The 23,529-nt window shown below is 70.8% G+C and carries 18 protein-coding genes and 3 pseudogenes; 13 read left to right on the top strand and 8 right to left on the bottom strand.

Annotated features, from left to right (window positions below):
* Positions 1–20: 20 nt before the first annotated feature.
* The 3 genes and pseudogenes from ACZ4Z5_RS03420 to ACZ4Z5_RS03410 all read left to right on the top strand — a co-directional run bounded on the left by ACZ4Z5_RS03420 (position 21) and on the right by ACZ4Z5_RS03410 (position 5,724).
* Entirely contained in the window at positions 21–2,510 is a 2,490-nt protein-coding gene (locus ACZ4Z5_RS03420; protein WP_468255972.1) for a hypothetical protein, read from the top strand.
* The gene (locus ACZ4Z5_RS03415) at positions 2,507–3,376 is read left to right on the top strand and encodes a lantibiotic dehydratase C-terminal domain-containing protein (protein WP_468255969.1); all 870 of its coding nucleotides are present in this window, start codon (positions 2,507–2,509) and stop codon (positions 3,374–3,376) included. The genes ACZ4Z5_RS03420 and ACZ4Z5_RS03415 overlap by 4 nt, the downstream gene beginning before the upstream one ends.
* Before the next feature lie 1,321 nt (positions 3,377–4,697).
* Positions 4,698–5,724 (top strand): annotated as a pseudogene (locus tag ACZ4Z5_RS03410) (IS110 family RNA-guided transposase).
* A 236-nt stretch (positions 5,725–5,960) separates the two neighbouring features.
* Here the strand turns inward: ACZ4Z5_RS03410 and ACZ4Z5_RS03405 are convergent.
* Positions 5,961–6,182 carry a hypothetical protein gene (locus ACZ4Z5_RS03405; protein ID WP_468255967.1) on the bottom strand — a complete coding sequence of 74 codons (222 nt, stop codon included), beginning with the start codon at positions 6,180–6,182 and terminating at the stop codon, positions 5,961–5,963.
* 396 nt (positions 6,183–6,578) lie between these two features.
* Here ACZ4Z5_RS03405 and ACZ4Z5_RS03400 point away from each other — a divergent pair.
* Together ACZ4Z5_RS03400 and ACZ4Z5_RS03395 are read left to right on the top strand one after the other, a co-directional pair.
* Positions 6,579–7,144, top strand: a pseudogene (locus ACZ4Z5_RS03400) (IS256 family transposase); the annotation flags it as partial.
* Between the two features lie 43 nt (positions 7,145–7,187).
* Positions 7,188–8,404 (top strand): annotated as a pseudogene (locus ACZ4Z5_RS03395) (ISAzo13 family transposase); the annotation flags it as partial.
* A 700-nt stretch (positions 8,405–9,104) separates the two neighbouring features.
* Here ACZ4Z5_RS03395 and ACZ4Z5_RS03390 read toward each other — a convergent pair.
* The 4 genes from ACZ4Z5_RS03390 to ACZ4Z5_RS03375 form a co-directional block, all read right to left on the bottom strand.
* Positions 9,105–9,707, bottom strand: a complete 603-nt coding sequence (locus tag ACZ4Z5_RS03390) for a DUF4396 domain-containing protein (protein WP_468255964.1) — start codon at positions 9,705–9,707, stop codon at positions 9,105–9,107.
* 211 nt (positions 9,708–9,918) lie between these two features.
* Positions 9,919–10,545, bottom strand: coding sequence for a DUF305 domain-containing protein (locus ACZ4Z5_RS03385; RefSeq protein ID WP_468255961.1), 627 nt, complete (start codon positions 10,543–10,545; stop codon positions 9,919–9,921).
* Positions 10,546–10,668: 123 nt separating this feature from the next.
* Positions 10,669–11,085: a DUF6153 family protein gene (locus tag ACZ4Z5_RS03380; protein ID WP_468255959.1), complete on the bottom strand. Its 417-nt coding sequence runs from the start codon at positions 11,083–11,085 to the stop codon at positions 10,669–10,671.
* A gap of 185 nt (positions 11,086–11,270) precedes the next feature.
* Positions 11,271–11,528, bottom strand: a complete 258-nt coding sequence (locus ACZ4Z5_RS03375; protein ID WP_468255956.1) for a hypothetical protein — start codon at positions 11,526–11,528, stop codon at positions 11,271–11,273.
* A gap of 54 nt (positions 11,529–11,582) precedes the next feature.
* On the opposite strand from ACZ4Z5_RS03375, the gene ACZ4Z5_RS03370 reads away from it, so the two are divergent.
* Positions 11,583–12,020, top strand: a complete 438-nt coding sequence (locus ACZ4Z5_RS03370; RefSeq protein ID WP_468255953.1) for a hypothetical protein — start codon at positions 11,583–11,585, stop codon at positions 12,018–12,020.
* Here the strand turns inward: ACZ4Z5_RS03370 and ACZ4Z5_RS03365 are convergent.
* Complete coding sequence (locus tag ACZ4Z5_RS03365) at positions 11,959–13,824, bottom strand: cytochrome P450 (protein WP_468255951.1); 1,866 nt, start codon at positions 13,822–13,824, stop codon at positions 11,959–11,961. The two genes, ACZ4Z5_RS03370 and ACZ4Z5_RS03365, sit on opposite strands and share 62 nt — an antisense overlap.
* A 173-nt stretch (positions 13,825–13,997) precedes the next feature.
* Here ACZ4Z5_RS03365 and ACZ4Z5_RS03360 point away from each other — a divergent pair, with 173 nt between their 5' ends.
* From ACZ4Z5_RS03360 to ACZ4Z5_RS03350, 3 genes are all read left to right on the top strand, one after another.
* Positions 13,998–14,672, top strand: coding sequence for a TetR/AcrR family transcriptional regulator (locus tag ACZ4Z5_RS03360; protein ID WP_468255948.1), 675 nt, complete (start codon positions 13,998–14,000; stop codon positions 14,670–14,672).
* Positions 14,673–14,910: 238 nt separating this feature from the next.
* Positions 14,911–16,644, top strand: a complete 1,734-nt coding sequence (locus tag ACZ4Z5_RS03355) for a sensor histidine kinase (RefSeq protein WP_468256607.1) — start codon at positions 14,911–14,913, stop codon at positions 16,642–16,644.
* Positions 16,645–16,696: 52 nt separating this feature from the next.
* Positions 16,697–17,380: a response regulator transcription factor gene (locus tag ACZ4Z5_RS03350; protein ID WP_468255946.1), complete on the top strand. Its 684-nt coding sequence runs from the start codon at positions 16,697–16,699 to the stop codon at positions 17,378–17,380.
* A gap of 237 nt (positions 17,381–17,617) precedes the next feature.
* Here ACZ4Z5_RS03350 and ACZ4Z5_RS03345 read toward each other — a convergent pair whose 3' ends face one another.
* Complete coding sequence (locus tag ACZ4Z5_RS03345) at positions 17,618–18,232, bottom strand: FMN-dependent NADH-azoreductase (RefSeq protein ID WP_468255943.1); 615 nt, start codon at positions 18,230–18,232, stop codon at positions 17,618–17,620.
* A 182-nt stretch (positions 18,233–18,414) separates the two neighbouring features.
* On the opposite strand from ACZ4Z5_RS03345, the gene ACZ4Z5_RS03340 reads away from it, so the two are divergent.
* The 4 genes from ACZ4Z5_RS03340 (at position 18,415) to ACZ4Z5_RS03325 (ending at position 22,240) form a co-directional block, all read left to right on the top strand.
* A complete protein-coding gene (locus ACZ4Z5_RS03340) occupies positions 18,415–18,786 on the top strand; it encodes a winged helix-turn-helix transcriptional regulator (protein ID WP_468255941.1) in 372 nt (123 codons plus the stop codon).
* A gap of 349 nt (positions 18,787–19,135) precedes the next feature.
* Entirely contained in the window at positions 19,136–20,590 is a 1,455-nt protein-coding gene (locus ACZ4Z5_RS03335; RefSeq protein WP_468255938.1) for a DUF2252 domain-containing protein, read from the top strand.
* A 79-nt stretch (positions 20,591–20,669) separates the two neighbouring features.
* A complete protein-coding gene (locus ACZ4Z5_RS03330) occupies positions 20,670–21,503 on the top strand; it encodes a J domain-containing protein (protein ID WP_468255935.1) in 834 nt (277 codons plus the stop codon).
* A 392-nt stretch (positions 21,504–21,895) separates the two neighbouring features.
* Positions 21,896–22,240, top strand: a complete 345-nt coding sequence (locus ACZ4Z5_RS03325; RefSeq protein WP_468255932.1) for a rhodanese-like domain-containing protein — start codon at positions 21,896–21,898, stop codon at positions 22,238–22,240.
* A 129-nt stretch (positions 22,241–22,369) separates the two neighbouring features.
* Here ACZ4Z5_RS03325 and ACZ4Z5_RS03320 read toward each other — a convergent pair whose 3' ends face one another.
* Complete coding sequence (locus ACZ4Z5_RS03320) at positions 22,370–23,503, bottom strand: acyl-CoA dehydrogenase family protein (RefSeq protein ID WP_468255930.1); 1,134 nt, start codon at positions 23,501–23,503, stop codon at positions 22,370–22,372.
* Between the last annotated feature and the right edge of the window lie 26 nt (positions 23,504–23,529).

Here is a 23,529-nt window from a genome sequence, read left to right as displayed (position 1 = left end):
GCCCTGTCATCTCACCCTGCATGGTGCACCGCATCAACCAGCTCCCTGTGGAAGCACTGGACCTCGCCCTCCTCCGCACCACGGAATCCCTGCGCCGGGAGAGTGCATGCGCTCAGCGGCTCGCTGGACTGGCCGGACCCGTGAGCGATGCCCTGCACGCTGCCGTTCCCGCGCTCGAGCACGCCCCTCGCCTGCGCCGTGCCGCCCTCGACCTGCGTCGCCGCGTGCACAACGGCCGACCGGTACAGCTGCCGCAAGACGTCGTCCGCAGCCTGTGCGAACGACTGGACGACACAGCAAGCCGTGCGCTGGCCCAGTGGCTCGACGGCATGAACGAACTCACCACGCTGAGGGCACGGACCGACGCCCTCTACGAGGAGGAGACCGCCAAGGCCACCGAGCGCCTTCGGGACGTCCTGTCCGAGCGCGTCTTCACTCAGGGCCTCGCCCAGGCCAGCCCCCAGTTGCTGAACCATCTGACGTCCAAGCCGCTGGAACCGCACAGCAAGGCGGCCCGGTCGGTGCTCGGCTACGTCTCCCGCGCAGCGGTGAAGACCAGCCCCTTCTCCCGGCTGACGGCCCTCGCCCTGGGAGGCCGGGACGCGGACGGAACGGGCCACAGCTATGTCGACCAGCGGCATGTCCATGCCTGGCTGGACGCGCTGGCGCGGGACGAGCGTTTCGCCGATGCCCTCCAGGTGGAACCCAACCGGTCGACGCGCCATGTGGACGGCCGCCCTTACCTGCTGACGCCCGCCTACGGAGGACCCGGCGACGCCGCTTGGCGCACTGACTTCCTCGTCGACGCCACCTGTTACCGTCGGCTGATCGGCGAGCTCGCCACGTGGCCCCGCATGACGATCGCCGAGGTCCTTGCGCGCATCGGCGGCGACGCGTTCGGTGGCTTCCTGAGGCTGCTCGACACCGGCCTGCTTCGCCTCGTCCTGCCCTGGTCCCCGACGGAGCAACGCCCTCTGCGCGCCCTCGCCCAAAACCTCGGGGGCCTTGTCGACCCGGTCGCCCATCGCACCGGCGCGCTGCTGGATCGGCTGGATAAAGGGGCGGCTGGCCTGCACCTGCTGTCCGGCAACGAGCGTGCCCGTACCGTGGACGCGCTGGCAGCCCAGATCCGCTCTTTCCCGGACGGCGACCCGCGGCCCTCCGTGCGCTACGCCGTGTATGAGGACGCCGTGTCCGACGTCCCGCTGAACCTGCCGACCGGGCCGATCCGGGAAGACCTGGCCGAACTGGGCCGGATCATCCGCCCCTACGTCTTCCGTTCGCACCTCTATGACTGGCTGCGGGACGAGTTCGTGGCCCGGTACGGCCCCGGAGGGCACTGCCCGGACATGTTGGCGTTCCTATGGGCGGTCGCTTCGGCCCCGGGCTTCGACGGCAACCTCTACCGTGCCCTGCAGAAAGACCACGCCGAATCAGGACGTCCCACCGATCGGGCATGGCTCCCCGTGTCCGTCAGCAGCGCGCCTCCCACGACTGCGGTCCTGTACCAGATTGCGGCGGGCACCACTGAGGACATCCGCCGGGGCGACCACCTGCTCGTGGTGAACCAGTACAACTCTGGGATCGGTGGGCTGCTCGCACGATTCCGCCACGGACTGGACCGCCTGGCGCCCGAACAGGCCGGACTCACGCACCAGCTACGGGCATGGATCGCCGACCTGTTCCCGCATGCGGCGCCGCACCAGGTCACACTGTCCGGCGACGTAAACGGGATGCACCACGCGGCCGACGGTGTCCTCCCGCCGATCCACTGGCCGGCCGAGCCGTCCCACGCGAACGAAGCCCCCCGCGGGGAAGCGGTCACAGCCATGAGGCACTGCCCTGTCACGGACACGCTGGAGTTCACAGACCCGTCGGGCATGGCCCTCGCCCCCGTCTACCTGGGGGTCGTACCGCAGCATCTGGTCCCCGGCGTCGCACGCCTCCTGCTGTGCCTCGCGGACCCCTGGGTCAACGGATCACGCCTGTGCTGCACGACGAACCCCGTCGATACTCCTCCGCCACCCGCCGGCGAGGACATCGAAGTGATCCCACGCAAGACCCACCAGCGCCTGGTACTCGGACGTCGTACGTGGCGGTTCGCCCCGGACGTGCTGCCTGCGCCCGCCAAGGGTGAGCCGCCGTCGGGGTTCTTCCGGCGTGTGCACGAGTGGCGAGTCGGTCACGGGCTGCCGGACGAAGTATTCCTGTCCGTCGAGGCGTCCTCGTGGCCGCCAGTGGCGGTCTCCTCCCAAGGGAAGCCCCTCTGGCTCTCCTTCCGCAGCCCGCATGCGGTCTGGGCGGCGGCACACCACGTCGGGAGGGCCAAGGGCGCGAAAGCCGTCCGGCTCTCCGAAGCGTGCCCCGACCGCACCGCCTACTGGCTGCGTGACAGCGGCGGCCGGCACAGGGCGGCCGAGCACGTCTCGCTCTTCCGCTGGGAACGTCCCGCACCGGAAGCCTGCCGCAGTGGCGAGGCGGAGGCCCAGAGTACGAAGGCAGGACCGTGAACAATCCTTTCCTCGAACCCGACTGGTGGTACGTGCGCCTCTACCCCGGTGGGCTCGATCATCTGGATCCGGCGGTCACCCGGTGCCTGCCACCGCTCGTAGAGCTGGCGGCGGACCACGGCGTCGACCGGTGGTTCTTCATCCAGTACACCGACTGGAAAGGCCCCCACCTCCGACTGCGGGTCCGCGGGCCACGGGACACCGTGGACCGGCTCCACCGGAGCCTTCCCCAGCTCGACCGCAAACTCACCATGCTCGCCCGCGAGCCCGCCCCACGCAGAGAGTCCCTGGTGCCGCTCGAACTTCGGCCATTCAGCGGACGCCATTCCGGAGCCGAAGTCTCGCTCTACGAAGCGGAGGAGAACAAGTATGGCGGCCCAGTCGGCGTCGAGCTCGCCGAAGAGGTCTTCCAACACTCCAGCGAAATCGCCTTGTGGGCCGGTCACCTTCCCCGCCACCCGGACCGAGCCGCCTTTGGTGTACTACTCCTGCGCGCCTCCGCCGCCGCGTTGAACGCGCACGACGAGAGCGTCGACACCGCCCAGTTCTGGGAACGGCACCTCGCCTGGTGGACGCATGACGCCGGCCGCCAGGCGGAAACACTCCGTGGCCACCTGCGGGCCGCCGCCGAGGCGGATGGCAGGGGAATCAACGCCAGGGCCGCCGAGATGGACCTCGACCCAGGCATACGAGCCCGCGCAGAGAGGTGGACGCAGATCCTGGCCAGGTACCTGGAGAAGGCTTCAACCAGACAGGTGCAATACAGCGCCGGTCACCTGATATTTCATCAGACACACATGATGTGCAACCGGCTCGGGATACTTCCACGGGAAGAAGCCCTGCTCGGGGTCATGGCCACTGTGTGAAAAACCGTCAAAGGGACTGTGTGGCTGCTGCACCTATCGGATAGCTGCGGCATTGAGGAGGGGGGCCAGTTAGATGGCCCATGCGTCGATGGCGAACCGGGGCGGCCGTGCGTACCTCCTGCTAACGGCACGACCCAGCGCCACCCGCAGGCCCATGCACAGCCAGACCCGCCGTCCTCCCTCCGGAGACTCGCTCACCGAGCCGGACGGAAGACGACTTGGGTGAGGACATCCAGCGGATCACCGGCATTGAACGAGCAGAAGGTCTCGGACCGGTCCGCTGTCCGCTACTGCCGAGGGCCGCCGGTCTCGCCTCTTCCGTCAGTGGCAGAGCGAGGCAGCTGGCAATCGGTCAAGAACCACCATTGCACTTTGACAGCGGAACTGCACGCCCGAGGAACGCCTCGGCGTCGCCCATGAAGGGAATCCATATGAACCGTTCAGTTCAGAAAACAGCAGTCGGCACGATCCTTGCCGTCATTCTTGCCGTTGGCGCTTCGCCGGCATTCGCCGCGTCGGGCAGCACCAACAGCGGATCTGCACAGCGGCCCCTAGCCGATTCCACGAGTCTCTGGACACCCCCCGCGGGCTTCACTCGAGAGGGCTTCTTCGGTCCGGCCGCGACCTGCGAGTCGGTGGGCAGGAGCGGTGTCGAGGAGGGTAAGTGGACTGCATACCTCTGCCACCGAGATCTCCCCTTCACGCCTTTCATGCACCTTTATGTGAAGAGGTAGGGCGGGTCCACCTGGGATCCTAGGTGTAAGAGGCCGTCTTGACTCGGCAACGGGCCGCATGCCCTTCTGTGCGGCCCGTCGTCGTGACGGGTAGCCAAACCTGCGGCGGTGATGGGCTGTGGCGCCTAACCCAAGGACCGTCCGGTCAACGAGCCATGCACATCGTCCTCTGACAGTGATCACGTGACTGGTGGTTCTGCTGATGAGCCTGACTCGCCCTCTGACTGACGTCCTGGACTGTCCTGTTTCGGATTTGTCGGCTCGTCGGCGCGGCCACCACGCACGCCGCCGGATGGGCGTTTGTGACCTCATGGTCACCGTGTCACCTTCATGCCTCTGTCGAGCCACACCGCGCGGGTGTCGGCCGGCGGCGGCACGCTATCAGTGAGCCAGCCCGAAGGCGGCAAGGAGCACTGCGGGCCCGTGCCGACCGACACCCTGGACGCTACGGCTGCAGACCGGGCGCCTGGGGTCGATTCAACAAGTCAGGAGCTTGGTCCAGAAGCCCCGTCACTGTCTTGTCCACCCGCCCGACCGGCGCGTGCCACCCTCGGCTCGGACAAGCGGCAAGGACGGACATGATCAGCATGACGCACGACGGCCCGGAGATCACCGGCGGAGTCGACACCCAGGGCCTCACGCACCACGCGGCCGTGATCGACCCGCTCGGCCGGCATGTGGCAGACCGGGAGTTCCCGGCCACCATCCGTGGCTACCGGGAGCTGCGGGACTGGATGCGCTCACGCGGCACACTCGTGGCGGTCGGGGTCGAGGGCACCGGCGCCTACGGGGCCGAACTCGCCCGGGTCCTGACTGCGGCCGGGGTGACAGTCATCGATGTCGACCGACCAGACCGCAAGACCCGCCGGATGAAAGGCAAGTCCGACCCGATCGACGCCTACGCCGCCGCGACGGCGGTGGCCTCTGGGCGGGCCACTGGCGTCCCCCACGAGCCGGGACGGTGTGGCCGAAGCCGTGCGGGTGCTGCGGGTTGCCCGCTGCAGCGCCGTCAAGGCCCGTACGCAGGCGATGAATCAGATCCGCAACCTGCTGGTGTCCGCCGCCCCGGCGATGCTGCGTGAACAGGTCGCCGGCCTGGACCGGGCCGCCCTGATACGCACGCTCGCCCGGCTGCGGCCCGGCGATGACCTGTCCCGCCCGCTGGCCGCGATCCGTGCGTCGCTGCGGCGACTGGCCCGCCGCCACCAGGCCATGAACACCGAGATCGCCGAACTCGACGCCGAGATCGGCCCCCTGGTCAAGCGGGCCGCCCCCGCGCTGCTGAAGCTGTTCGGTGTCGGGCCGGAGACCGCAGGCCAGCTGCTGGCCTCGGCCGGGGACAACCCCGAGCGCATGCGCTCGGAGGGGGCGTTCGCGCATCTGGCCGGGGTCGCGCCGATCCCGGCCTCCTCCGGCCGCACCCACCGCCACCGCCTCAACCGCGGCGGCGACCGGGCAGCGAACAACGCCCTGCACACCATTGTGCTGGTCCGTATGCGCTACGACGGACGCACCCGCGCCTACGTCGAACGCCGCACCAAGGAAGGGCTGAACAAGAAGGACATCATGCGCTGCCTCAAGCGATTCGTCGCCCGCGAGACTACCGGGCCCTGACCAGCACACCTACCGAACGAAGCACGACCAGCCGAAGCCGTATCCTCGCCCCCTCATCCGCCCGCGCAGGACGAATTCAGCCGGCCTTCGGCCTCTCGCCAGTGGACAGGCCGCGCGGCCAGAATGACGCAGACCTCCTCCGTAAGCTGGCGTCGCGCTCCGCGGACCGACTCCTTCTTGCTTGCACCCCGGACAGCTAGCTACCCACTCGCGGCTGCCGATCTCGGCCGACGAGGTCAGGAGGTCCCTGACGAAGGCACGCGACGAGACCGGCGCGCCGTGGCGGTACCGATACCGACGCCGATGGCGCTGCCGATACCGATGCCCAGGCCCATGCCCAAGCCGACGTTGTCGAGAACGTAGAGACCGAGCAGCAGTCCGATGATCACCCCGAGCGACATACCTGTCGCCAGGCCGATGCCTATGGGCCGGGTTCCTGATACCTCATCATGTGCCATACACGCATTGTGCCAGAACCACGCTGTATATCCGGAGCCCTGCAACCGCTTCATTCGCCGACTTGCACATTTGGTCACAATGCTAAGCGGATTCAAGCGCCTCCAGGCCGCGACGCCGCCGGTGCGAGGCAGCACCGGTGTTCGAGATCCTCGGCGATGAAGCACCGCGTCTTCTGAGGAAGGGGGTGGAACGCATGGCGTGGGCGCGCTCGAAGGTCCGGCACTCCGTGGCAGGTGGCCGAGTTCAGAGCCACCTTTGCCTTGCACGATGCCTTCGGCAGGCGGCGTAAGGGCCGAGACGGATGGCGTCCCGCCGAGTGGTGTAGCAGCGATCTCCGCATAACCCCTGGTCATGAGGAGGCCATCGCGCAACTCTCCGGGTAGCGGTGCTAGGTCGGGGATCTGGACCTGGCGATCCCCAAGGTACGCACCGGCCGCTTCTTCCCCAGCCTGCTGGAACGCCGTCGCCGCATCGACCGGGCCCTCTACGCCGTCATCGTCGAGGCGTACGTCCATGGGGTGTCCACCCGCAGCGTGGACGACCTGGTCAGGGTCCTGGGAGCGGACACCGGGATCTCCAGAGCGAGGTCTCCCGGCATTGCGCTGGGCTGGACACGGAACTCACTGCCTTCCGCACCCGGCCGCTGGACCACACCCGCTTCCCCTGCATCTTCCTGGACGCGACGTACTGCAAGGCTCGGGTGAACCACCAGATCATCTCCCGGACCGTGGTCATCGCCACCGGCATCACCGAGGACGGCGGACGCGAAGTACTGGGACTGATGGTCGGCGACAGCGAGACCGAGGCGTTCTGGAGCGAATTCCTGCGCTCCCTGCGCGAAACGGGTCTGAACGGGGGCCGCCTGGTCATCGCCGACCACCACTCGGGTCTGGTCAAGGCCGTGCGTAAGGTCATGCTCGGCGCCGGCTACCAGAGGTGTCGCGTTCACTGGAGCCGTCACGAATCAACCTGTTGCTTCGTGGTCAGTGGCTCGTTGGCCTGGTATGGCGATCACGGAGGCGATGCTGTCTCAACTCGGCCGCCGTTTCGTGGTGTTGCTGCCTTATCTGAACGAGCGGCAGCGGCGTCTGGCGGTGGCGGCCGAGGCGAGGCTACTCGGCCACGGCGGGGTACGTGCCGCCGCCCGGGCAGCGGCCGTCAGCGAGACCACCGTGCGTCGGGGGATCACGGAACTGGAAGCCGGTGCCGGGCCGCTGCCCGGAGAGCGCATCCGCACCGCAGGCGGAGGCCGTGAACCGGCCGAGGAAATCGACCCGGCCTGGTGAACGCGCTGATGGCCCTGGTCGAGCCCGATGAGCGTGGCGATTCGGAATCCCCGCTGCGCTGGACGACGAAGTCACTACGCCACCTGGCCGAGGAACTGACTTGGCAAGGCCACCCGGTCTCCGCGCCGACGGTGGGCCGGCTGCTGGAACAGGCAGGCTTCAGCCTGCAGGCCAACGCCAAGACCTTCGAAGGAGCCCAGCATCCCGACCGCGACACCCAGTTCCGCTACCTCAATGAGCAGGTCAAGCAGCACCAGGCGGCAGGTGAGCCGGTGATCAGCGTTGACACCAAGAAGCACGAGCAGGTCGGGCGCCTGCCCATGTCCGGGCGCGAGTGGCGGCCCAAGGGCGAGCCGGTGCGGGTCGAGGACCACCACTTCTTCTTCAGCGGACCCGACGTCGAGCAGGCCATCCCGTACGGGATCGGACATCGCCCGCAACACCGGCTGGGTCAACGTCGGCGTCGACCACGACACCTCCACCTTCGCTGTCGAGTCGATCCGCCGCTGGTGGACCGCCCGCGGCCACAGCGACTATCCCAAGGCCGCCCGGCTGCTGATCACCTCGGACGCCGGCGGTTCCAACGGCTACCGCTACCGGGTCTGGAAGAGCGAACTCGCCGCGTTGTCCGCCGAAATCGGCCTGGCGATCACCGTCTGTCACTTTCCTCCGGGCACTTCGAAGTGGAACAAGATCGAGCACCGGCTGTTCTCCCACATCACCCACAACGGCGCGGACGCCCCTTGACCAGCCATGACGTCGTCATCGAGACGATCGCCGCCACCCGCACCCGGGGCGGGCTGCGCGTCGAGGCTCACATGGACCGCGGCGACTACGCCACCGGCATCGCGATCAGCAAAGACCGCTTCGCCGCCCTGCCTCTGGTCAAGCACGAGACCCACGGCCAGTGGAACCACACCCTGCTACCCAAAGCCGCCACGGCGCAGGCTCGCCCCGCCATCGGCGAGGCGCATGGCGTCGCCGACCGGCGCCGTGTGCTCCTGGCCTGCCTGGCCGACCCACGGCTGACCGGGCTGCACAGCGCGCAACTCGCCGACATGTGCGCAGAGTTGGCCCCACTCCAGGCCGCCCGGGCCCAGGAACGCTACGGCGAGCAACGCGGTGGACGCGCTCGGCGTGCCACCGGCAATCAGCAGGCCAAGCCGCAATTCGACGACGCGGCCAGGGTGATGCTCACCCTCCTCTGCCAGCGGAGATGCACGACGAATGGATCACCTTCCCCGCCGCTACCTCCCCGAAGGCAGCATGGACCGGATCTATCCAGCTGAAGATCAGCCCGGCACGGCTACACCACTTACAGGGGACATGCCCAAGAACGAGGCGTACGCGACTATGGACCGCTTGGCAAAGGGCTGGATTGAAGGACCATGAGACGATCAGACAGGTCTCTGCCAGAGACGAAAGTCCTGGTGAGGGCCCGTTTCGCGTTGTTCGGCTAACCGTCAGCCCATGCTCGGACGCGAGGGGCGTTTCCTCGTGAAAGGGCCCACACCGTGGCACTCGTCACGATGTGGACCCTGATCTTCGGCTGCTCCTCGGGTATGAGGCGGCACGCCTTGCGGGCTTCGGCGGCCCGGTGACCGCCGAGGGGGCTTCGCCGGAGGCGGTTGCGTCTCAGTGGTAGGCGTGGACCACGGCGTGCCCCCTGCCGCGGCCGATCATCCCCTTGTTCACCGGCGTCGTGATCACGAAGGCCACGGCGAACCCGCCCAGCAGCGCCGACCAGAACAGTGCCTCGTTCAGGTGGGCGTCCATGGCGCCCGGGACGAGGGCGATGATTCCGTTGTCGACGAGTTCCATCACGGCGATCGAGACGGTGTCGGCGGCGAGCGCCACCTTGACGGCGGACTTGAAGTCCAGACCGGCCCGGCGCACGGCGAACAGTGTGAACGAGTAGCCGAAGAGGAACGCCAGCGCGATGGCGAGGGCCATCGTCTCCACGTTGCCCCAGGCGAGGGCGGTGCCGATGACCATGCCGAGGATCTCGCCCATGGCGCAGCCGGTCAGGCAGTGCAGCGTCGCCTTGGCGGCGGTGGCCCAGGACGCGCCGCCGTGCCCGTGCTCCCCGTGACCGTGATGCGCGTGCCCGTGCTCTCCGTGCCCGTGATGCCCGTGTCCGTGGTCCCCGTGACCGTGGTCCCCGTGACCGTGGTCCCCGTGCCCGTGGTGCGCCGCCTGGTCGTGCGTGGCGCTGGTGTGGTGAGCGGTGCGGTCCATGGTGCGTCTCCCATTCCCGTCCGATGCTGTCCGGCTTGCCCGGCTCCACATTGGGAACCATGTACCCCCGGGGGGTATTCCGCACTCATGATGCGATCCACTGCTCGAATCCCACGCACGCACGCACGCACCCGCCCGTCGGCGACGAGCCCGATGGGGGCGGGCGGGAGGCGCGCACGCCCCCTTCCCGCCCCCATCCGCTGTGTCGTGCTCAGCTCCGGCCGAGCAGCTTCTTCATCTGCGTGATCTCGGCGGTCTGGGAGGTGATGATGTTCCCGGCCATCTTCTTGGCGGGCTCATGGGCCCCGTCCGCCTGCTCGGTCCTGGCCATGGCGACGGCGCCCTCATGGTGCTTGATCATCAATTCCATGAAAGCCGTGTCGAACGCCTTGCCGGAGGACCTCTCCAGCTTCGCCATCTCCTCGGCCGTCATCATGCCGCCCGAGCCGTGCATGGAGTGATCCATGGCGCCCTCCGCAGGCACTTCCTCGCCCCAGGAGGTCAGCCAGCCCGACAGGGTCCGGATCTCCGGGTCCTGGGCCTTCTTGATGTCCTCGGCGAGCTTCTTCACCTCGGGCGACTCCGCCCGGGAGGCGGCGAGGTCCGCCATCTCCACGGCCTGGCGGTGGTGCGGGATCATGCCCTTGGCGAAGACGGCGTCGGCGGCGGCGTGCTGTCCCTGCGGTGCGGAGGCCGATGCGGCCGGGGAGCCGGAGGTGCGGGCCTCGGGGCTCGTGGAGCCCTCGTCGTTCGAGCCACAGGCGGCGAGGACGAGTGCCGCCGCGCCTGCGACGGCCACGGCGGCGGTGCGACGGATGAGCGAACGGTGCTTGGTCATGGTGGTGCGACTCCTTGAAGCGCAGCCCTGTGAGGGCATGCGTCGGTACGGAAGAAGGGCGTGTGACGGAGCGCGGCACCGTCCCCGGTCGACGCCGGGGCAGTGGGTGCCGTGCGGGTGCCTCTAGATCCGCAGGAGTTGCAGTTCGGCCAGATCGGGCGGGGCGCGGCCGGAGGCGGTGTCCGCACCGGCCCGGCTGGGCGGTTCCAGGACTGCGTCGGACACGCCGGGCGCAGGAACCGGCTGCGGGGGCGCGTACGGACTGCTGATGCCGCCGGCCGCGCAGGTCGCGTCGGCGTGGCTCATGTGACCGGCAGCCCCGCCGTCGGCGGTATGTGCGCAGTCCTGCGCTTCCTCGTGGGCGGCAGCCCCGTGGTCCGCGACAGCGCCATGCCGGACCTGCGAGTCGGCATGCGCCACGGTCATGGAGCCCGGCGCCAGACCGTGCATCGCCAGAACACCGGCCAGAACCGTCAGTACCAACAACAGCAAGCCGCGCCCGGCGGGGCGGCGGCTCGTCGTCTCGGTGGCACTGGCCATGGACTCATCGTACGGGTGCGGTGTCCGTCGTCGTACGGTGTGCCCGTACGGGCACCGGGCCCGGCCGTCCCCCGGTCAGGGGAGGAGCCGGCGTACCAGGTCGTCCGCGGCCCACTGCTCCCAGCGGGCGGGAGTCCATCCGCGGCGGGTGACGAGCAGGCCGTACGTTTCCGGGCCGAGGACCGTCAGCGCGATGTCGGCTGCCGAATCGCCGTCGTGGCCGTGGTGCAGGGACCCGTGGGTCCGGACTGACCGACCTCCTTGCGCGCCGCGCCCACGAGGCCGTCGGCGGCGCGGAGCGCATCGACCTCACGGTCCTGCTGGGTGCCGGCGAGCGGCACGGCATCGACGCGGTGCGCTGGACGGTCCAGGGCCTGGCCGAACCACCGGCCGGCGGCCCGCCCCGGACCTAGCTGCCCGGATACGGCACGCGTACCGCGCACCCGTTTCCCTTCTCCGACCAGCACACGCTGCCGCGTACGCTCGGCGCCGGGCAGGTGACCACCCGTCTGTGCCTGGACTCGGGGCCGCTGACCTCCGCACTGTTCGGGCTGCGCCGGGCTGCCCGGTGGCCGGTGGTGCGGCGGGCCCTGACCGGCGTCTTCCGGCGGGTCCACATCGGTGGCGACGGCTTCGCCGTACGGGCCGACGCCCGACGCGGGGACCACCACGTGGCGTATGCCGTCGCCGGACGCGCACAGAGCCGCGTCGCCGGGCTGGTCGCGGCGTACGTCAACCGGGAACTGCTGACCGGCACCCGGCCGGCAGGAGTCCACCACATCGAGCAACTGCCCGCCCTGGCTTCGCTCCCGGTGCGGTGCCCCGGTTCGCCCGCGGCCGGGTCCCTCCCCCGCGGTGTGCGGGGGAGGCCGTTCATCCCGAGCCCGTCGCCTCGTGTTCCGCCGGCTGCCGCGGGGACTCCAGATGGTGCTTGAGTGCTGCCAGCGTGCTGCGCATGGAGCGTTCGTTGTGGTCGGCACGGGGGCCCGTGCGCAGGGCGCTCTCGCTCACGCGGATCGCGAGGCCGCCGAACGGGCCGGTGCGCAGATCGTGCCAGGTCTGGGTGACGAGCGTGCCCTTCTCGGTCGCGGCGAAGGTGAAGCTCCACCGGGCGATGGGCAGGCCGAGCGAGACGTCCCAGGCGAGCGCGCGGCCCGGTTCGGCTCGGGTGATGGTGCACCGGGTGGTCCAGCGGACACGGTCCTTGCGGTTGGTGCCCGTGAAGCGGACGCCCACGGCGGCGTGCGTGGCGCCGTCGAGCCAGCTGCCGCCGGTGCACTCGGGGCTCCACTCGCCCATCCTCGTCACGTCGGCGACCGAGGCCCAGACGTCCTCGGGCGTCACCCCGAGGATCTCCTCCTGTACGGTCACGGTCCGCCGCCGCTTCCCCGACACGGCCGCGCCCCGTGCCATGACCCGGGTGCCGTGCCTCGGCACCAGCGTGACGTGCCGCATGCGCGGCGGCTCCGGAGCGGCGTCGGGCACGGTCAGATCGATGCGGCCCAGCACCTCACGGATGATCACCTTCATCTCCAGCAGGGCGAGTTGCGCGCCCACGCAGTAGCGTCGCCCGCCACCGAACGGCATCCACGCCTTCTGGGCCCGGCCGGCGTCCTCGCCCAGGAACCGCTCGGGGCGGAACTCGTCGGGCCGGGGGAAGGCCTCGGGGTCGCGGTGGATGAGGGAGATCATCGGTGCGGCGTACCAGCCCGCCGGGACTTCGTACGCGCCCAGTTCCAGGGGTGCGTCCAGCAGGCGCGGGGCGTCGTAGACCACGGGCCGGGAGCGCAGGGCCTCTTTGACCACGGCTTCCAGGTAGCGCTCGCCGCTGCCGGCCTCCAGTTCGGCGCGCAGCTCGGCGAGGACCCGGGGGGTGCGCAGCAGTCGCTCGAAAGCCCAGGCGAGCCCGGTGGCGGTGGTCTCGTGACCGGCTTCGAGCAGGGTGATCAGCTCGTCGCGCAGCTCCTGGTCGCTGAGGGGCCGGCCCTCTTCGTCGCGGGCTTCGAGGAGCCGGGACAGCACGTCGGTGGCGCCAGGGAGGGGGTCGGCGCGGCGCCGTGCGATCTCGTCGTAAAGGATGGCGTCGACGGCCTCGCGTACCCGGAGGAACCGGGTGGTGGGCAGGAAACCCATGCGGCGCAGCAGGGGCGAGCTGTGCGTCCACGCGGTGATCCGTGGCGGCGTCATGATCAGGGCTGCCGAGCCGGCGACCTCCACCAGCTCGGGAACGAGCGAGCGGAGCCGGTCGAGGCGGGCGGCGTCACGGATGCCGAACACCAGGCGCAGGATGACCTCCAGCGTGATGTTCTGCATGCCGTCGCGCAGGGCGAAGGGGCGGTCCCGGGGCCAGCGCTCGATCTCGGCGGCCGCGATCTCCGCGATCTCCTCGCGGTAGCGGGCGATGGCCTTGCCGTGCAGGGGCGGGCCGAGCAGCCGGCGGTGCCGCCACCACGGGTCGCCGTCCAGGCTGAGCAGCGAATGCCTGCCGACCAGTGGCTCCAGGAACTGCCGCCGCACCTCTCCCGCGCGTCCGCCGCCGGAGTCGACCGCGTAGACCTGCTCGGCCAGCCGGGCGTTCGCCACGAGGACCTCGGGCGGGAAGCCGAGGAAGCGGACGCGGATCGCCGGTCCGTAGCGGCGCTGGGCGGCGCGGGTGGCCCGGCCGGGCGCGGCGAGGAACATCACGGTCTGCACCAGGGCGGGCAGCCGGGGACCGGGAGGCAATGGGGCTGGAGTCATCGGCGTGCTCCTCGTCGATGAGGTCGCGTGGACCCGGACTGTGCCTGACGTGCTGTGCCTGACGTTGCTGTGCCCGACGTGCTCCTGAAGGGCCCTCTGTACGGCGGCGCTGAACGTTCGTGCTGTACATCTGTACTGTACGTTCGTGCAGCACGGTTGTATAGCATGGGTACGTGCCGAAGCAGCCGTCATCGAAAAGCCACCGCGACAAGCTCCTCAGCGGGGCGCTGCTCTGCCTGCAGAAGAAGGGGTACGCCCGCACCACGGCCCGTGATGTGGCGGAGGCGTCCGGCGCCAGCCTCGGTTCGATCGGCTATCACTTCGGCGGGATGGACGGGCTGCTCGACGAGGCGCTGGGCCGGTGCTTCGCCGTCTGGACGGAGCGGGTGCGGGTGGCGGTGTCCGCGAGAGCCGGCGAGGGGGCGGGGGCGCAGCTGGAATCGGCGGTGGTCGCGCTGGTCGATTCGTTCGAGGAACTGCGCCCGCTGGTGGTGTCCTACGTGGAGGCGTTCGCGCCGGCCGTGCGGTCCGCGGCGCTCCGCGAACGGCTGGCCGCGGGCTACGCGGAGGCACGGCGCGCGGGCGACGCGATGGTCGCCGACGCCTGCGCGGAGCAGGGGGTCGAGCTTCCGGCCGGTTCCGAGGCCATCGCATCGGTGCTGATCGCCCTGTGCGACGGACTGATGCTCCAGTGGCTGGTCGATCCCGACGGTACGCCGGACGCGCGTGCGGTCCTGGACGCGCTCGCCCTGCTGGCGCCGCTGCTCGCGGCCGAGGGCGCAGCAGAGGACGCGGTCGAGGCCGCCGGGGCCGTTGAGGACGGGGCCGGGGAAGCTGCCGGGGAATGAGCAGTCGTGGCGGACGGTTGGGCGGCGAGGCGGGGCGCCGCCGGATGCACGGCCATTGCCTGGGGCGGGCGCCCGGAGTGCGGCCTTCGCCGGAGAAGACGCGGACGTGCGACCGCCGGAGACGCCGCACGCGACTTTCGGCGCGGACGACTGGAGACCTTCGTCGGGACAGCGGGCTACGAAAGTGGGCGGCCGACGGCGGGGGTCGCTGCATAGGCTCTGCGCCGTGGACGCTGTGATGAAGGTCCGAACGAGAATCCGAACCAAGGCTCGCGCGGGGTGGGAGTTGCTGGCGGCGCCGGGGCTGTGGTCCCGGCGGCGGCTCGCCGGCGAACTGGTGCTCGCCTTCATGGTGGCGCTGATAGCCGCCGGCATCGAGACACTGGTGCAGGAGTCGCCGCTGCGGGTCACCGTCGTCGCACTGCTCGTGGCCGTGCTGTCGCTGGTGCGGCGGAGCCTGCCCGCGACCGTGCTCGTGCTGTCCGGGTTCCTCGGCGGGGGCATCGAGGGGCTCGCACCGCTGCCGATCCTGGCAGGCTGGTCGGCGGGCCGCAGGATCGTGGGCGCGGGGCGGGCGCTCGGCGCGTTCACGGCGTCGTACATCGGATTCGCGGGCGTCAGCATCGCCGTGCAGTGGTCGGAGAGCAGGCCGCTGATCACCGCCCTGTTCAGCACCCTCTACTTCCTGGCGACGACCGTGGTGCCCGGCCTCGCCAGCCGCTACTGGACGCAACGCCGCTCGCTGCTGCACGCCCTGCAGGAGCGCAACTTCCAACTGCTGCGCGAGCGCGCCATGGTGGAGCAGGAGGCGCGGCTGCGGGAACGCCAGCGCATCGCCCAGGACATGCACGACAGCTTGGGGCACCAGCTGGCGCTGATCTCCGTGCACACCGGTGCGCTGGAGGTCGACCGGGGGCTGACGGACCGTCAGCGGGAGGCGGTCGGGGTCCTGCGGGACGCCTCGGTGGCCGCGATGCACGAACTGCGTGCCGTCGTCGGCATCCTGCGGGACGGGGTGGAGGCCCCGGCCGGCACGGACGACTCCCACCCGGTGGCGCGGGGGGCCGCCGGGATCGAGGGCCTCGTCGAGGCGTCCCGTACGGCCGGTACCGCGGTGGAGCTGCGGGTCGCCGGGGAGCCCCGGGTGCTTGCCGCGGCCGCCGACCACGCGGCGTACAGGATCGTGCAGGAGGCGCTCACCAACGCGTACAAGCACGCACCGGGCGCCGCGATCACCGTGGAACTGAGGTACGAGCCCGACTCGCTCGTCGTCGAGATCGCCAACGGCCCGGGCGAGGCACCCGCGGCGGACGTGGTCAGCGGTGGGCAGGGCCTCACCGGCCTGCGGGAACGGGCGCGTCTCGTGGGCGGCATGGTGTACGCGGGCGCCGTCGAGGGCGGCGGCTTCCGGGTCGCCGGCGTACTGCCGTACGGGCCGCAGGGGTCGCCCTGGGGCCGGGGCGGGCCGGGCGGCGGGCCGCGGTTCGCGCCGATCGTCGATATGGCCGACGACTTCCGGCAGCAGTCGCCGGCGGTCCCTCTCCGCAAGGGTGGTCCGGAGTTCGACTGGACTGTCTGGGAGAGGGAGTTGGCGATGAGTGGTACGCAGCGGGGCACAGGGACCGGGATAGCGATCGGCTGCGGGATCGCCTTCGGCGTGTTGCTGCTGCTGGTGGTCGCGGGGGGCTTCGGCATGTTCTTCCTGTTCGGGGAGGCGAGCAAGGGCATGATCGACCGGACCGCGTACGACGGGATCACCGTGGGTGCGTCGGAGAAGTCGGTGCGGGCCGAGCTGCCGGAGGGCGCGCCCTGGCTGACCGCCGACGTGGACCGGGGGCCGACGCCTCCGAAGGGCTCCGAGTGCCTGGTGCTGCTGTCCACGGAGACGGGTTCCACCTGGGACGCCGAGCCGGTGTTCCGCTTCTGCTTCAAGGACGGCAAGCTGATCGAGAAGAAGGCCTACGAGGCATAGCGGCGACGGCGTCCGTCCGAACGGGCGCCGGGCAGCAGGTGTGGGAGTGCGTGTGACAGGTCCGACCGAGGCGGCGCAGCGGCGTATCAGAGTGGTGATCGCCGACGACGAGCCGCTGATCCGCGCGGGAATTCGCATGATCCTCACCTCCGACCCGGAGATCGAGGTGATCGCCGAGGGGGCGAACGGTCATGAGGCCGTCGACCTGGTGCGGTCGCACACGCCCGATGTCGTGCTGCTCGACATCCAGATGCCGGTGATGGACGGACTCACGGCCCTCGCGGAGATACGCAGGGCAGTTCCCGGCGCCCGGGTGCTGATCCTGACGACGTTCGGGGAGCGGGAGAACGTGCTGCGGGCGCTCCAGCACGGCGGCGTCGGCTTCCTGCTCAAGGACTCGGCGCCCGCTGAGCTGATCCGAGCGGTACGGGCCGCCGCGGCGGGGGACGCGTATCTGTCGCCCGGGGCGACCCGGCATGTGGCGGAGTCACTGGCGGCCGGGGCGGGCGCGGGGGCCGACCGCAGCGCACAGGCGCGGAGCCGGATCTCGGTGCTGTCGGAGCGCGAGCGCGAGGTCCTGGCCCTGCTGGGCGAGGGTCTGTCCAACGCGGACGCGGGCCGTCGCATCCATATGAGCGAGGCGACGGTGAAGACGTACGTCAGCCGCATCCTCGCCAAGCTGGACTGCGAGAACCGGGTGCAGGCGGCGCTGCTGGCACGGGACGCGGGACTCTGACGATGGTCTGACGCGGGGCCCGGTGCGTGGCTCCGGACGTGCGGCCTCCGGCGTGCGGCTTCGGACGTGCCGCTCCCGGCGTACGGCTTGGGAAGCGCCGTGGCGGGGGCGGCGGGGGCCCGGACAGCCCGGCGGGGCATCACGCGGATTGCGGTGATGCCCCGGTGGGCCTGGGTCGGCCCGTCTTGTGAGGCGCTCGACGCGTCGGCCCGGTGCCGGCCCGGGGCACGGCGGGGGTCAGGCCGCCAGACGGGCGGCGAGAGACCGGGCCTTCTCGTCCGCAGCCTCGAAGGCGCGGGTGCGCGAGGCGTCGGCGAGCGGAACGAGTTCGGCCATCGACGGCTCACGGTACGCCATGGTCAGCTCGGGAACGATGAAGTCGACCTCCGCGCCCAGCAGGCCCGTGAGGACCTTCTCCAGGTAGTTCTGCACGAACTCGAAGCCGTCGCGCGGGGTGCCCGGCGCGTACGAGCCGCCGCGGCTGGCGACGACGGTGACCGGGAGGCCCTTCACGGAGGCGCCGCCGTTGCCGCCGGTCCGGCCCATGATGATCACCTGGTCCAGCCATGCCTTGAGGCTGGACGGAATCGTCAGGTTGTACATGGGGGCGCCGATGACCACGGCGTCCGCCTTCTCCAGCTCGGTCGCCAGCTCGTCGCGCAGAGTGTCCTCGGCGCCTGCCACCACACCGTCGAAGGTCAGGTGCGGGACGGGGTCGGAGGCCAGGTCGCGGTAGACGACCGTGCCCTCCGGGTGCTCCTCCAACCATGCCTTCACAAAGGCGGCGGTGACGTCACGGGACGCGGATCCCTCGGGGGAGACCGCGGAATCGATGTGCAGCAGCGTGGCCATGGGGTTCTCCAGAAGTACCGGCGAGTAGCCGAAAGCAGCAGCTCAGGGTCTTTCGTAAGGCCCTTCACTTTTCGATGCACCTATTAATAACACAGGGACTTACTTTTTTTCATCCCCTGGGGTCTTGCCGGTACCCTGGAAGCTCATGGCGGGCAGGGCGACTGGGCGGCGGGATGAGGGGAATGGACCACGACGAGCAGACGTGCCGAAGCGTCGACGAGGGGATGACGCGAGTCTTCGAGCTGCTCGGCAAACGGTGGACCGGGCTCATCGTGTCCGTGCTCATGCAGCGCCCGGTGTACTTCGCGGAGCTGCGCCGTGCGATCCCCGGCATCAGTGAGCGCATGCTCTCCGACCGGCTGACCGAGCTGGGCACGGCGGGACTGGTGGTGCGCGAGGTCGACGAGGGCCCGCCGCTGCGGGTGTCGTACCGGCTCACCGAAGCCGGCGCGGCGATGGGACCGGCGCTCGACGAACTCGCCAAGTGGTCGAGGACCTATCTGCCGGGCAAGGCCGGGCCCGACGGCATGACTTGCCCGAAGTTCACTCGCTGACACCGGACGCCCGGGAGTCGACTCGGGTGGTCGGCACGGGGACTGCCGGCCCACGGGCGGTCGTCATGGCGCCGCCGGTTCGCGGACCTGTCGGCATGCGGGCCTGTCGGCATGCGGTCCCGCCGGGGAGATCGCCGGCATCCGTACGTGCAGGTGGGAGCCGATGAACCGAGCGTGGTCGCCACCCGGCGAAGGTGCTCCTCACCGTCCGCCGCCACCGCCACGCCAAGGTTTTCCACAGGGGGAGACGGCTTCCGTGCGACGGCTGTACGGTCTTGCCGGTTGATGTTGCGGTGACATGTGCCGCACGGACGGACGGTGTCCGGGAGCGGGGGAGGGGCGGCGAGCCATGAGCAGTGAAGAGACCGTGGTGCCGGTGCCGGAGGAAGTCGGCCGCGCACAGGGCGAGGGCATTCCCCGTCAGCGCATTCCGCATGTGCGGGGATTCGCCTGGCGGGGTGAGGACGGATCACCCAAGGCGGAGGGCAAGGCGCTCCGCAGCCGGGTTCCCCGGGCCGGCCTCGCCGATCTGGTGCTCGCCGACGACCGCCCCGACGCCGTGCAGGCCGTGGAGGAGTCCAGCCGCGGCCGCGTGCCGGCGCTCACCCCGATCCGGGTCGGGCGCATGGCGGCTTCGCCGTTCGCTTTCCTGCGCGGCGCTGCCGGACTCATGGCACACGACCTGGCGGGCACGCCTGTCACCGGGATCGCCACCCAGATCTGCGGTGACGCCCACGCGGCCAACTTCGGCCTGTACGGTGACGCGCGGGGCCGCCTGGTCATCGACCTCAACGACTTCGACGAGACGGTCGTCGGCCCCTGGGAATGGGACCTCAAGCGGCTCGCGACGTCCCTGGTGCTCGCCGGCCGCGAAGCCGGCGCCGACGAGGACACCTGCCGCAACGCCGCCTTCGACGCGGTCGGCGCCTACCGGCGCACCATGCGCCTGATGGCGAAGCTGCCCGTCCTGGACGCGTGGAACGCGATCGCCGACGAGGAACTCGTCTCGCACACCGACGCCCGCGACCTGGCCGGCACCCTCGAACGGGTGTCGGAGAAGGCCCGCAACAACACCAGCGCCCGGTTCGCCGCGAAGTCGACCGCGGTGACCGAGGACGGCGGCCGCCGGTTCCTCGACGCCCCTCCCGTGCTGCGTCGCGTCCCCGACGCGGAGGCGGCCGCCGTCGCGGCCTCCCTCGGTCCGTACCTGGAGACGTTGCCCCCGGACCGGCTGTCACTACTGGCCCGGTACGCGATCCACGACGTGGCGTTCCGGGTCGTCGGCACCGGAAGCGTGGGGACCCGTTCGTATGTGGTGCTGCTCCTCGACCACCGCGGTGAGCCGCTGGTGCTCCAGGTGAAGGAGGCGCGACCTTCCGTGCTGCTGCCGCACCTGGCCGCCGTGGGCTTTCCCGAGCCGGAGCGGCTCCACGAGGGCCGCCGGGTCGTGCTCGGACAGAAGCGCATGCAGATGGTCAGCGACACGCTGCTGGGCTGGACAACGGTCGACGGGCGGCCGTTCCAGGTCCGTCAGTTCCGGAATCGCAAGGGCAGCGTGGACCCGTCGGCACTGGCCGCCGACCAGCTGGACGACTACGGCCGGATGACCGCCGCGCTGCTGGCCCGCGCCCACGCCCACAGCGCCGACCCCCGGCTGATCGCGGGCTACTGCGGAAAGACCGACGAGATCGACACGGCGGTGGCCACGTTTGCCCTGGCGTACGCGGACCGTACCGAGGCCGACCATGCCGGTCTGCTCACCGCGATACGGGAGGGGCGCATCCCGGCCGAGGCAGGGGTGTGAAGCCGAGGCAGGGGTGTGAACCGGAACGCCCGGCGCAGTGCGGGGCGGACCCCGGCCGGGTCTGCCCTACGCTGGTCGGGTGACGCAGGATGCTCCCCAGGACACGACGACGGTCCCGGACGACGCCGTGCCGGCCGACGAACGCCCGGAGGCGCGGCTGGCGAAGGCCGTGCGCGCCGCCGAGCAGGCGCTGATCGAGTTCGAGATCGCAGTGGAGACCTTCCGGGTGGAGGTGGAGAACTTCTCCCGGCTCCACCACCAGAGACTCGGCCCGATGTACGCACGGCTCGACGAGCTGGACGCGCTGATCGCGGAGGCGCGGGCGGCCCGCACCGGTGATCCGGAGGACGTGCGCAGGGCCCAGGAGGCACGGGCGGCGGTGCTGCCCATGCCGGGAGTCGAGGAGCTGTTCCACGACTGGATGGACTCCGACGGGGTCTCGCCGGAGGCCGCGGCGATGCTGACGGGCCGGCCCGTGCAGCCGCCCCGCCGGGTGCGGCCGACCGAGGCGGCGCGGAAGCTCTACCGGGACCTGGCGCGCCAGGCGCACCCCGACCTCGCGCAGGACGAGACCGAGCGGGCCCGGCGTGACGAGTTCATCTCCCGGGTCAACGCCGCGTACGCCCGGGGGGACGAGGAACTGCTGAAGGAGCTCATGGCCGAGTGGGAGGCGGGGCCGCCGCCCGAGGAGCCCCCGATGAGCGCCGCCGAGGAGCTGTACGCGCGACTGGAGTGGCTGGCACAGCGCAAGGAGTTGCTGACGCTGATCGCCCAGGATCTGGAGGAGAGCGCCATCGGGGCCATGCTCAGGATGGCGCCCGACGATCCCGACCGGCTGCTGGAGGAGATCGCCGAACAGCTGCTGGCACAGGTCGGCGAGCGAGAGGCCGAACTGGCGCAGCTGGTGGAGTAGGTTTCGGGGAGGCCGGGGAGGCCGGAGTTCCGCAGGCTCACAGCGGCACGGCGCGGACGAGGCGGCGCGTCGCGTGTACGCAGAAGTCCTGTGGACGTGGAGCTCCGGGAGACCGAAGGCCTCACAGGGCTTCGAGGCCAAGAGGCAGGCAGGTGGGCAGGCCAAGGGGCCATGAGGTCGAGCGGCTGAGAGGCTGAGCGGCCGAAGGGGCTCGACCGCCGGGAACCGGAGCACCGGGACCCGGTCGCCGGACCCGCCCAGTCCGGAAGGCACGGACGGTGGTTCAGGCATGAAGGGCAAGGAAGGCCGACGCCCGGACCGCGCCGCCCGCCCGACCGACCCGACACCGTTCCGACCGACGTACCCGACACCGTAGAGAGAAGGCTTGACCCATGAATTTCGCTCCGCTGCCCTCGGTCGACGTCGCGGCGGTGTCGTCCGACGCCCTGGTGCTGGACGTCCGGGAGGACAACGAGTGGGCGGCCGGCCACATCGAGGGCGCGCTGCACATCCCGATGAGCGACTTCGTCGCGCGTTTCGGTGAGCTCACCGAGGCCGTCGAGGACGGCCGCCGGGTGCATGTGATGTGCCGGGTCGGCGGACGGTCCGCGCAGGTCACGCAGTACCTGGTGCAGCAGGGCTTCGATGCGGTGAACGTCGAGGGCGGAATGCTCGCCTGGGACGGCGCGGGCCGCCCGATGGTCGCCGAGGGCGGGAACCCGGCGTTCGTTCTCTAGACGGCTCCAGACGTCCTGGCGAGCCCTGCGGCGGCGTCCCTGAGCGGGTGCGGCCACGCCGGGCGTGAAGCCGCAGCCGCTCCGGCGTCTCCGCTGCCTCCGCTTCGAAGCCGGCCCCGGTCGGCCCGGTCAGGCGAGGGGGTGGGCGGCCAGGAGGTCGCCGAGGGCCTCCTCGTGGGCGGCCGCGGGCCCCAGGGAGAGCTCCAGGTGCTTGGCCCAGGCGTGGTAGCGGTGCAGGGGGTAGTCGACGTCCGCGCCGAACCCGCCGTGCAGGTGCTGTGCCGTCTGCACCACCCGTCGGACACCCTCCGACGCCCAGATCTTCGCGACGGCGACGTCCCCCGCCACCGGCAGGGCGCCTCCGGCGTCACTGCCGATCCGCCAGGCGGCCTGCCACAGTGTGGCCTCCATGGCACGCAGGTCGATGTACCGGTCGGCTGCCTGCATCGCGACGGCCTGGAAGGTGGCGAGCGGGAAGCCGAACTGTTCCCGCTTCCCGGTGTAGTCGCCGGTCATGGCGAGCGCGCCCTCCCCCAGGCCGAGGGCCAGGGCGCAGGTCCCCGTGGCGAGCAGGTCGCGCAGCCACTCCCAGGCTCCCGGGGTGTCGATCACCTCGTGTCCGTCGATCCGCACCGCCTCGAAGCGGAGTTCGGCGAGCCGCTCCCCCGTGGTGGAGATCTGTTCGGCGTGGGACAGGCCGTCGTGGTCGCGCCCGACGAGGGCGAGCACGGTCCGTCCGTCCCGTGTGTGTGCGGGAACGGCGACCCGGTCGGCGACCGGAGCCCATGGGACGGCGGTCTGGACCCCTTCGAGCACCCAGTCGTCCCCGTCGCGCCGTGCGGTGACGGCCAGTTCGGCCGGGCCGTGTCCGGTACGGCCGTTCGCCGCGGCGGTCAGCACCAGTTCGCCGCGGCCCACCCGGGGCAGCAGCTGGTGGACCGGTCCGGCCGGGGCGAACCGCTGCAGGGCCATGGCGACCGCGCAGGTCTCCAGCAGCGGCACCCGCGCCAGGACCTTCGCCGACTCCCGCAGCACCAGGCACAGTGCCACCGCGTCCAGTCCGGCGCCCCCGTGTTCCGGCGCCAGGACGAGGCTCAGCAGGTCGGCGTCGGCGAGCCGCCCCCACAGCGGCCGGTCGAAGTCCTCGGCCACCGCTCCCGGCGTCAGGGCGGGGCTCGGTACGGCGTCGGGGGCGACGCCGGAGAACACCGCGCTGGCTGCCTCGACGGCCGCCCGCTGCTCCTCGGTGAAGGTGAAGTCCACAGTCCTGCCCCTCCCGTGCACCCGGC

Source organism: Streptomyces sp. NPDC030222 (assembly GCF_055573115.1).
Note: the sequence above shows the minus strand (reverse complement) of the source record. Positions and strands in the feature narration are given on the sequence as shown.

Bases quoted from the DNA above. Each gene is read 5' to 3' on its own strand.
- ACZ4Z5_RS03390 (WP_468255964.1), bottom strand. From the start codon at position 9,707: ATGGACCGCACCGCTCACCACACCAGCGCCACGCACGACCAGGCGGCG.
- ACZ4Z5_RS03325 (WP_468255932.1), top strand. From the start codon at position 21,896: ATGAATTTCGCTCCGCTGCCCTCGGTCGACGTCGCGGCGGTGTCGTCC.
- ACZ4Z5_RS03380 (WP_468255959.1), bottom strand. From the start codon at position 11,085: ATGGCCAGTGCCACCGAGACGACGAGCCGCCGCCCCGCCGGGCGCGGC.
- ACZ4Z5_RS03345 (WP_468255943.1), bottom strand. From the start codon at position 18,232: ATGGCCACGCTGCTGCACATCGATTCCGCGGTCTCCCCCGAGGGATCC.
- ACZ4Z5_RS03385 (WP_468255961.1), bottom strand. From the start codon at position 10,545: ATGACCAAGCACCGTTCGCTCATCCGTCGCACCGCCGCCGTGGCCGTC.
- ACZ4Z5_RS03365 (WP_468255951.1), bottom strand. From the start codon at position 13,824: ATGACTCCAGCCCCATTGCCTCCCGGTCCCCGGCTGCCCGCCCTGGTG.
- ACZ4Z5_RS03420 (WP_468255972.1), top strand. From the start codon at position 21: ATGGTGCACCGCATCAACCAGCTCCCTGTGGAAGCACTGGACCTCGCC.
- ACZ4Z5_RS03340 (WP_468255941.1), top strand. From the start codon at position 18,415: ATGGACCACGACGAGCAGACGTGCCGAAGCGTCGACGAGGGGATGACG.
- ACZ4Z5_RS03355 (WP_468256607.1), top strand. From the start codon at position 14,911: ATGAAGGTCCGAACGAGAATCCGAACCAAGGCTCGCGCGGGGTGGGAG.
- ACZ4Z5_RS03335 (WP_468255938.1), top strand. From the start codon at position 19,136: ATGAGCAGTGAAGAGACCGTGGTGCCGGTGCCGGAGGAAGTCGGCCGC.
- ACZ4Z5_RS03405 (WP_468255967.1), bottom strand. From the start codon at position 6,182: ATGGCACATGATGAGGTATCAGGAACCCGGCCCATAGGCATCGGCCTG.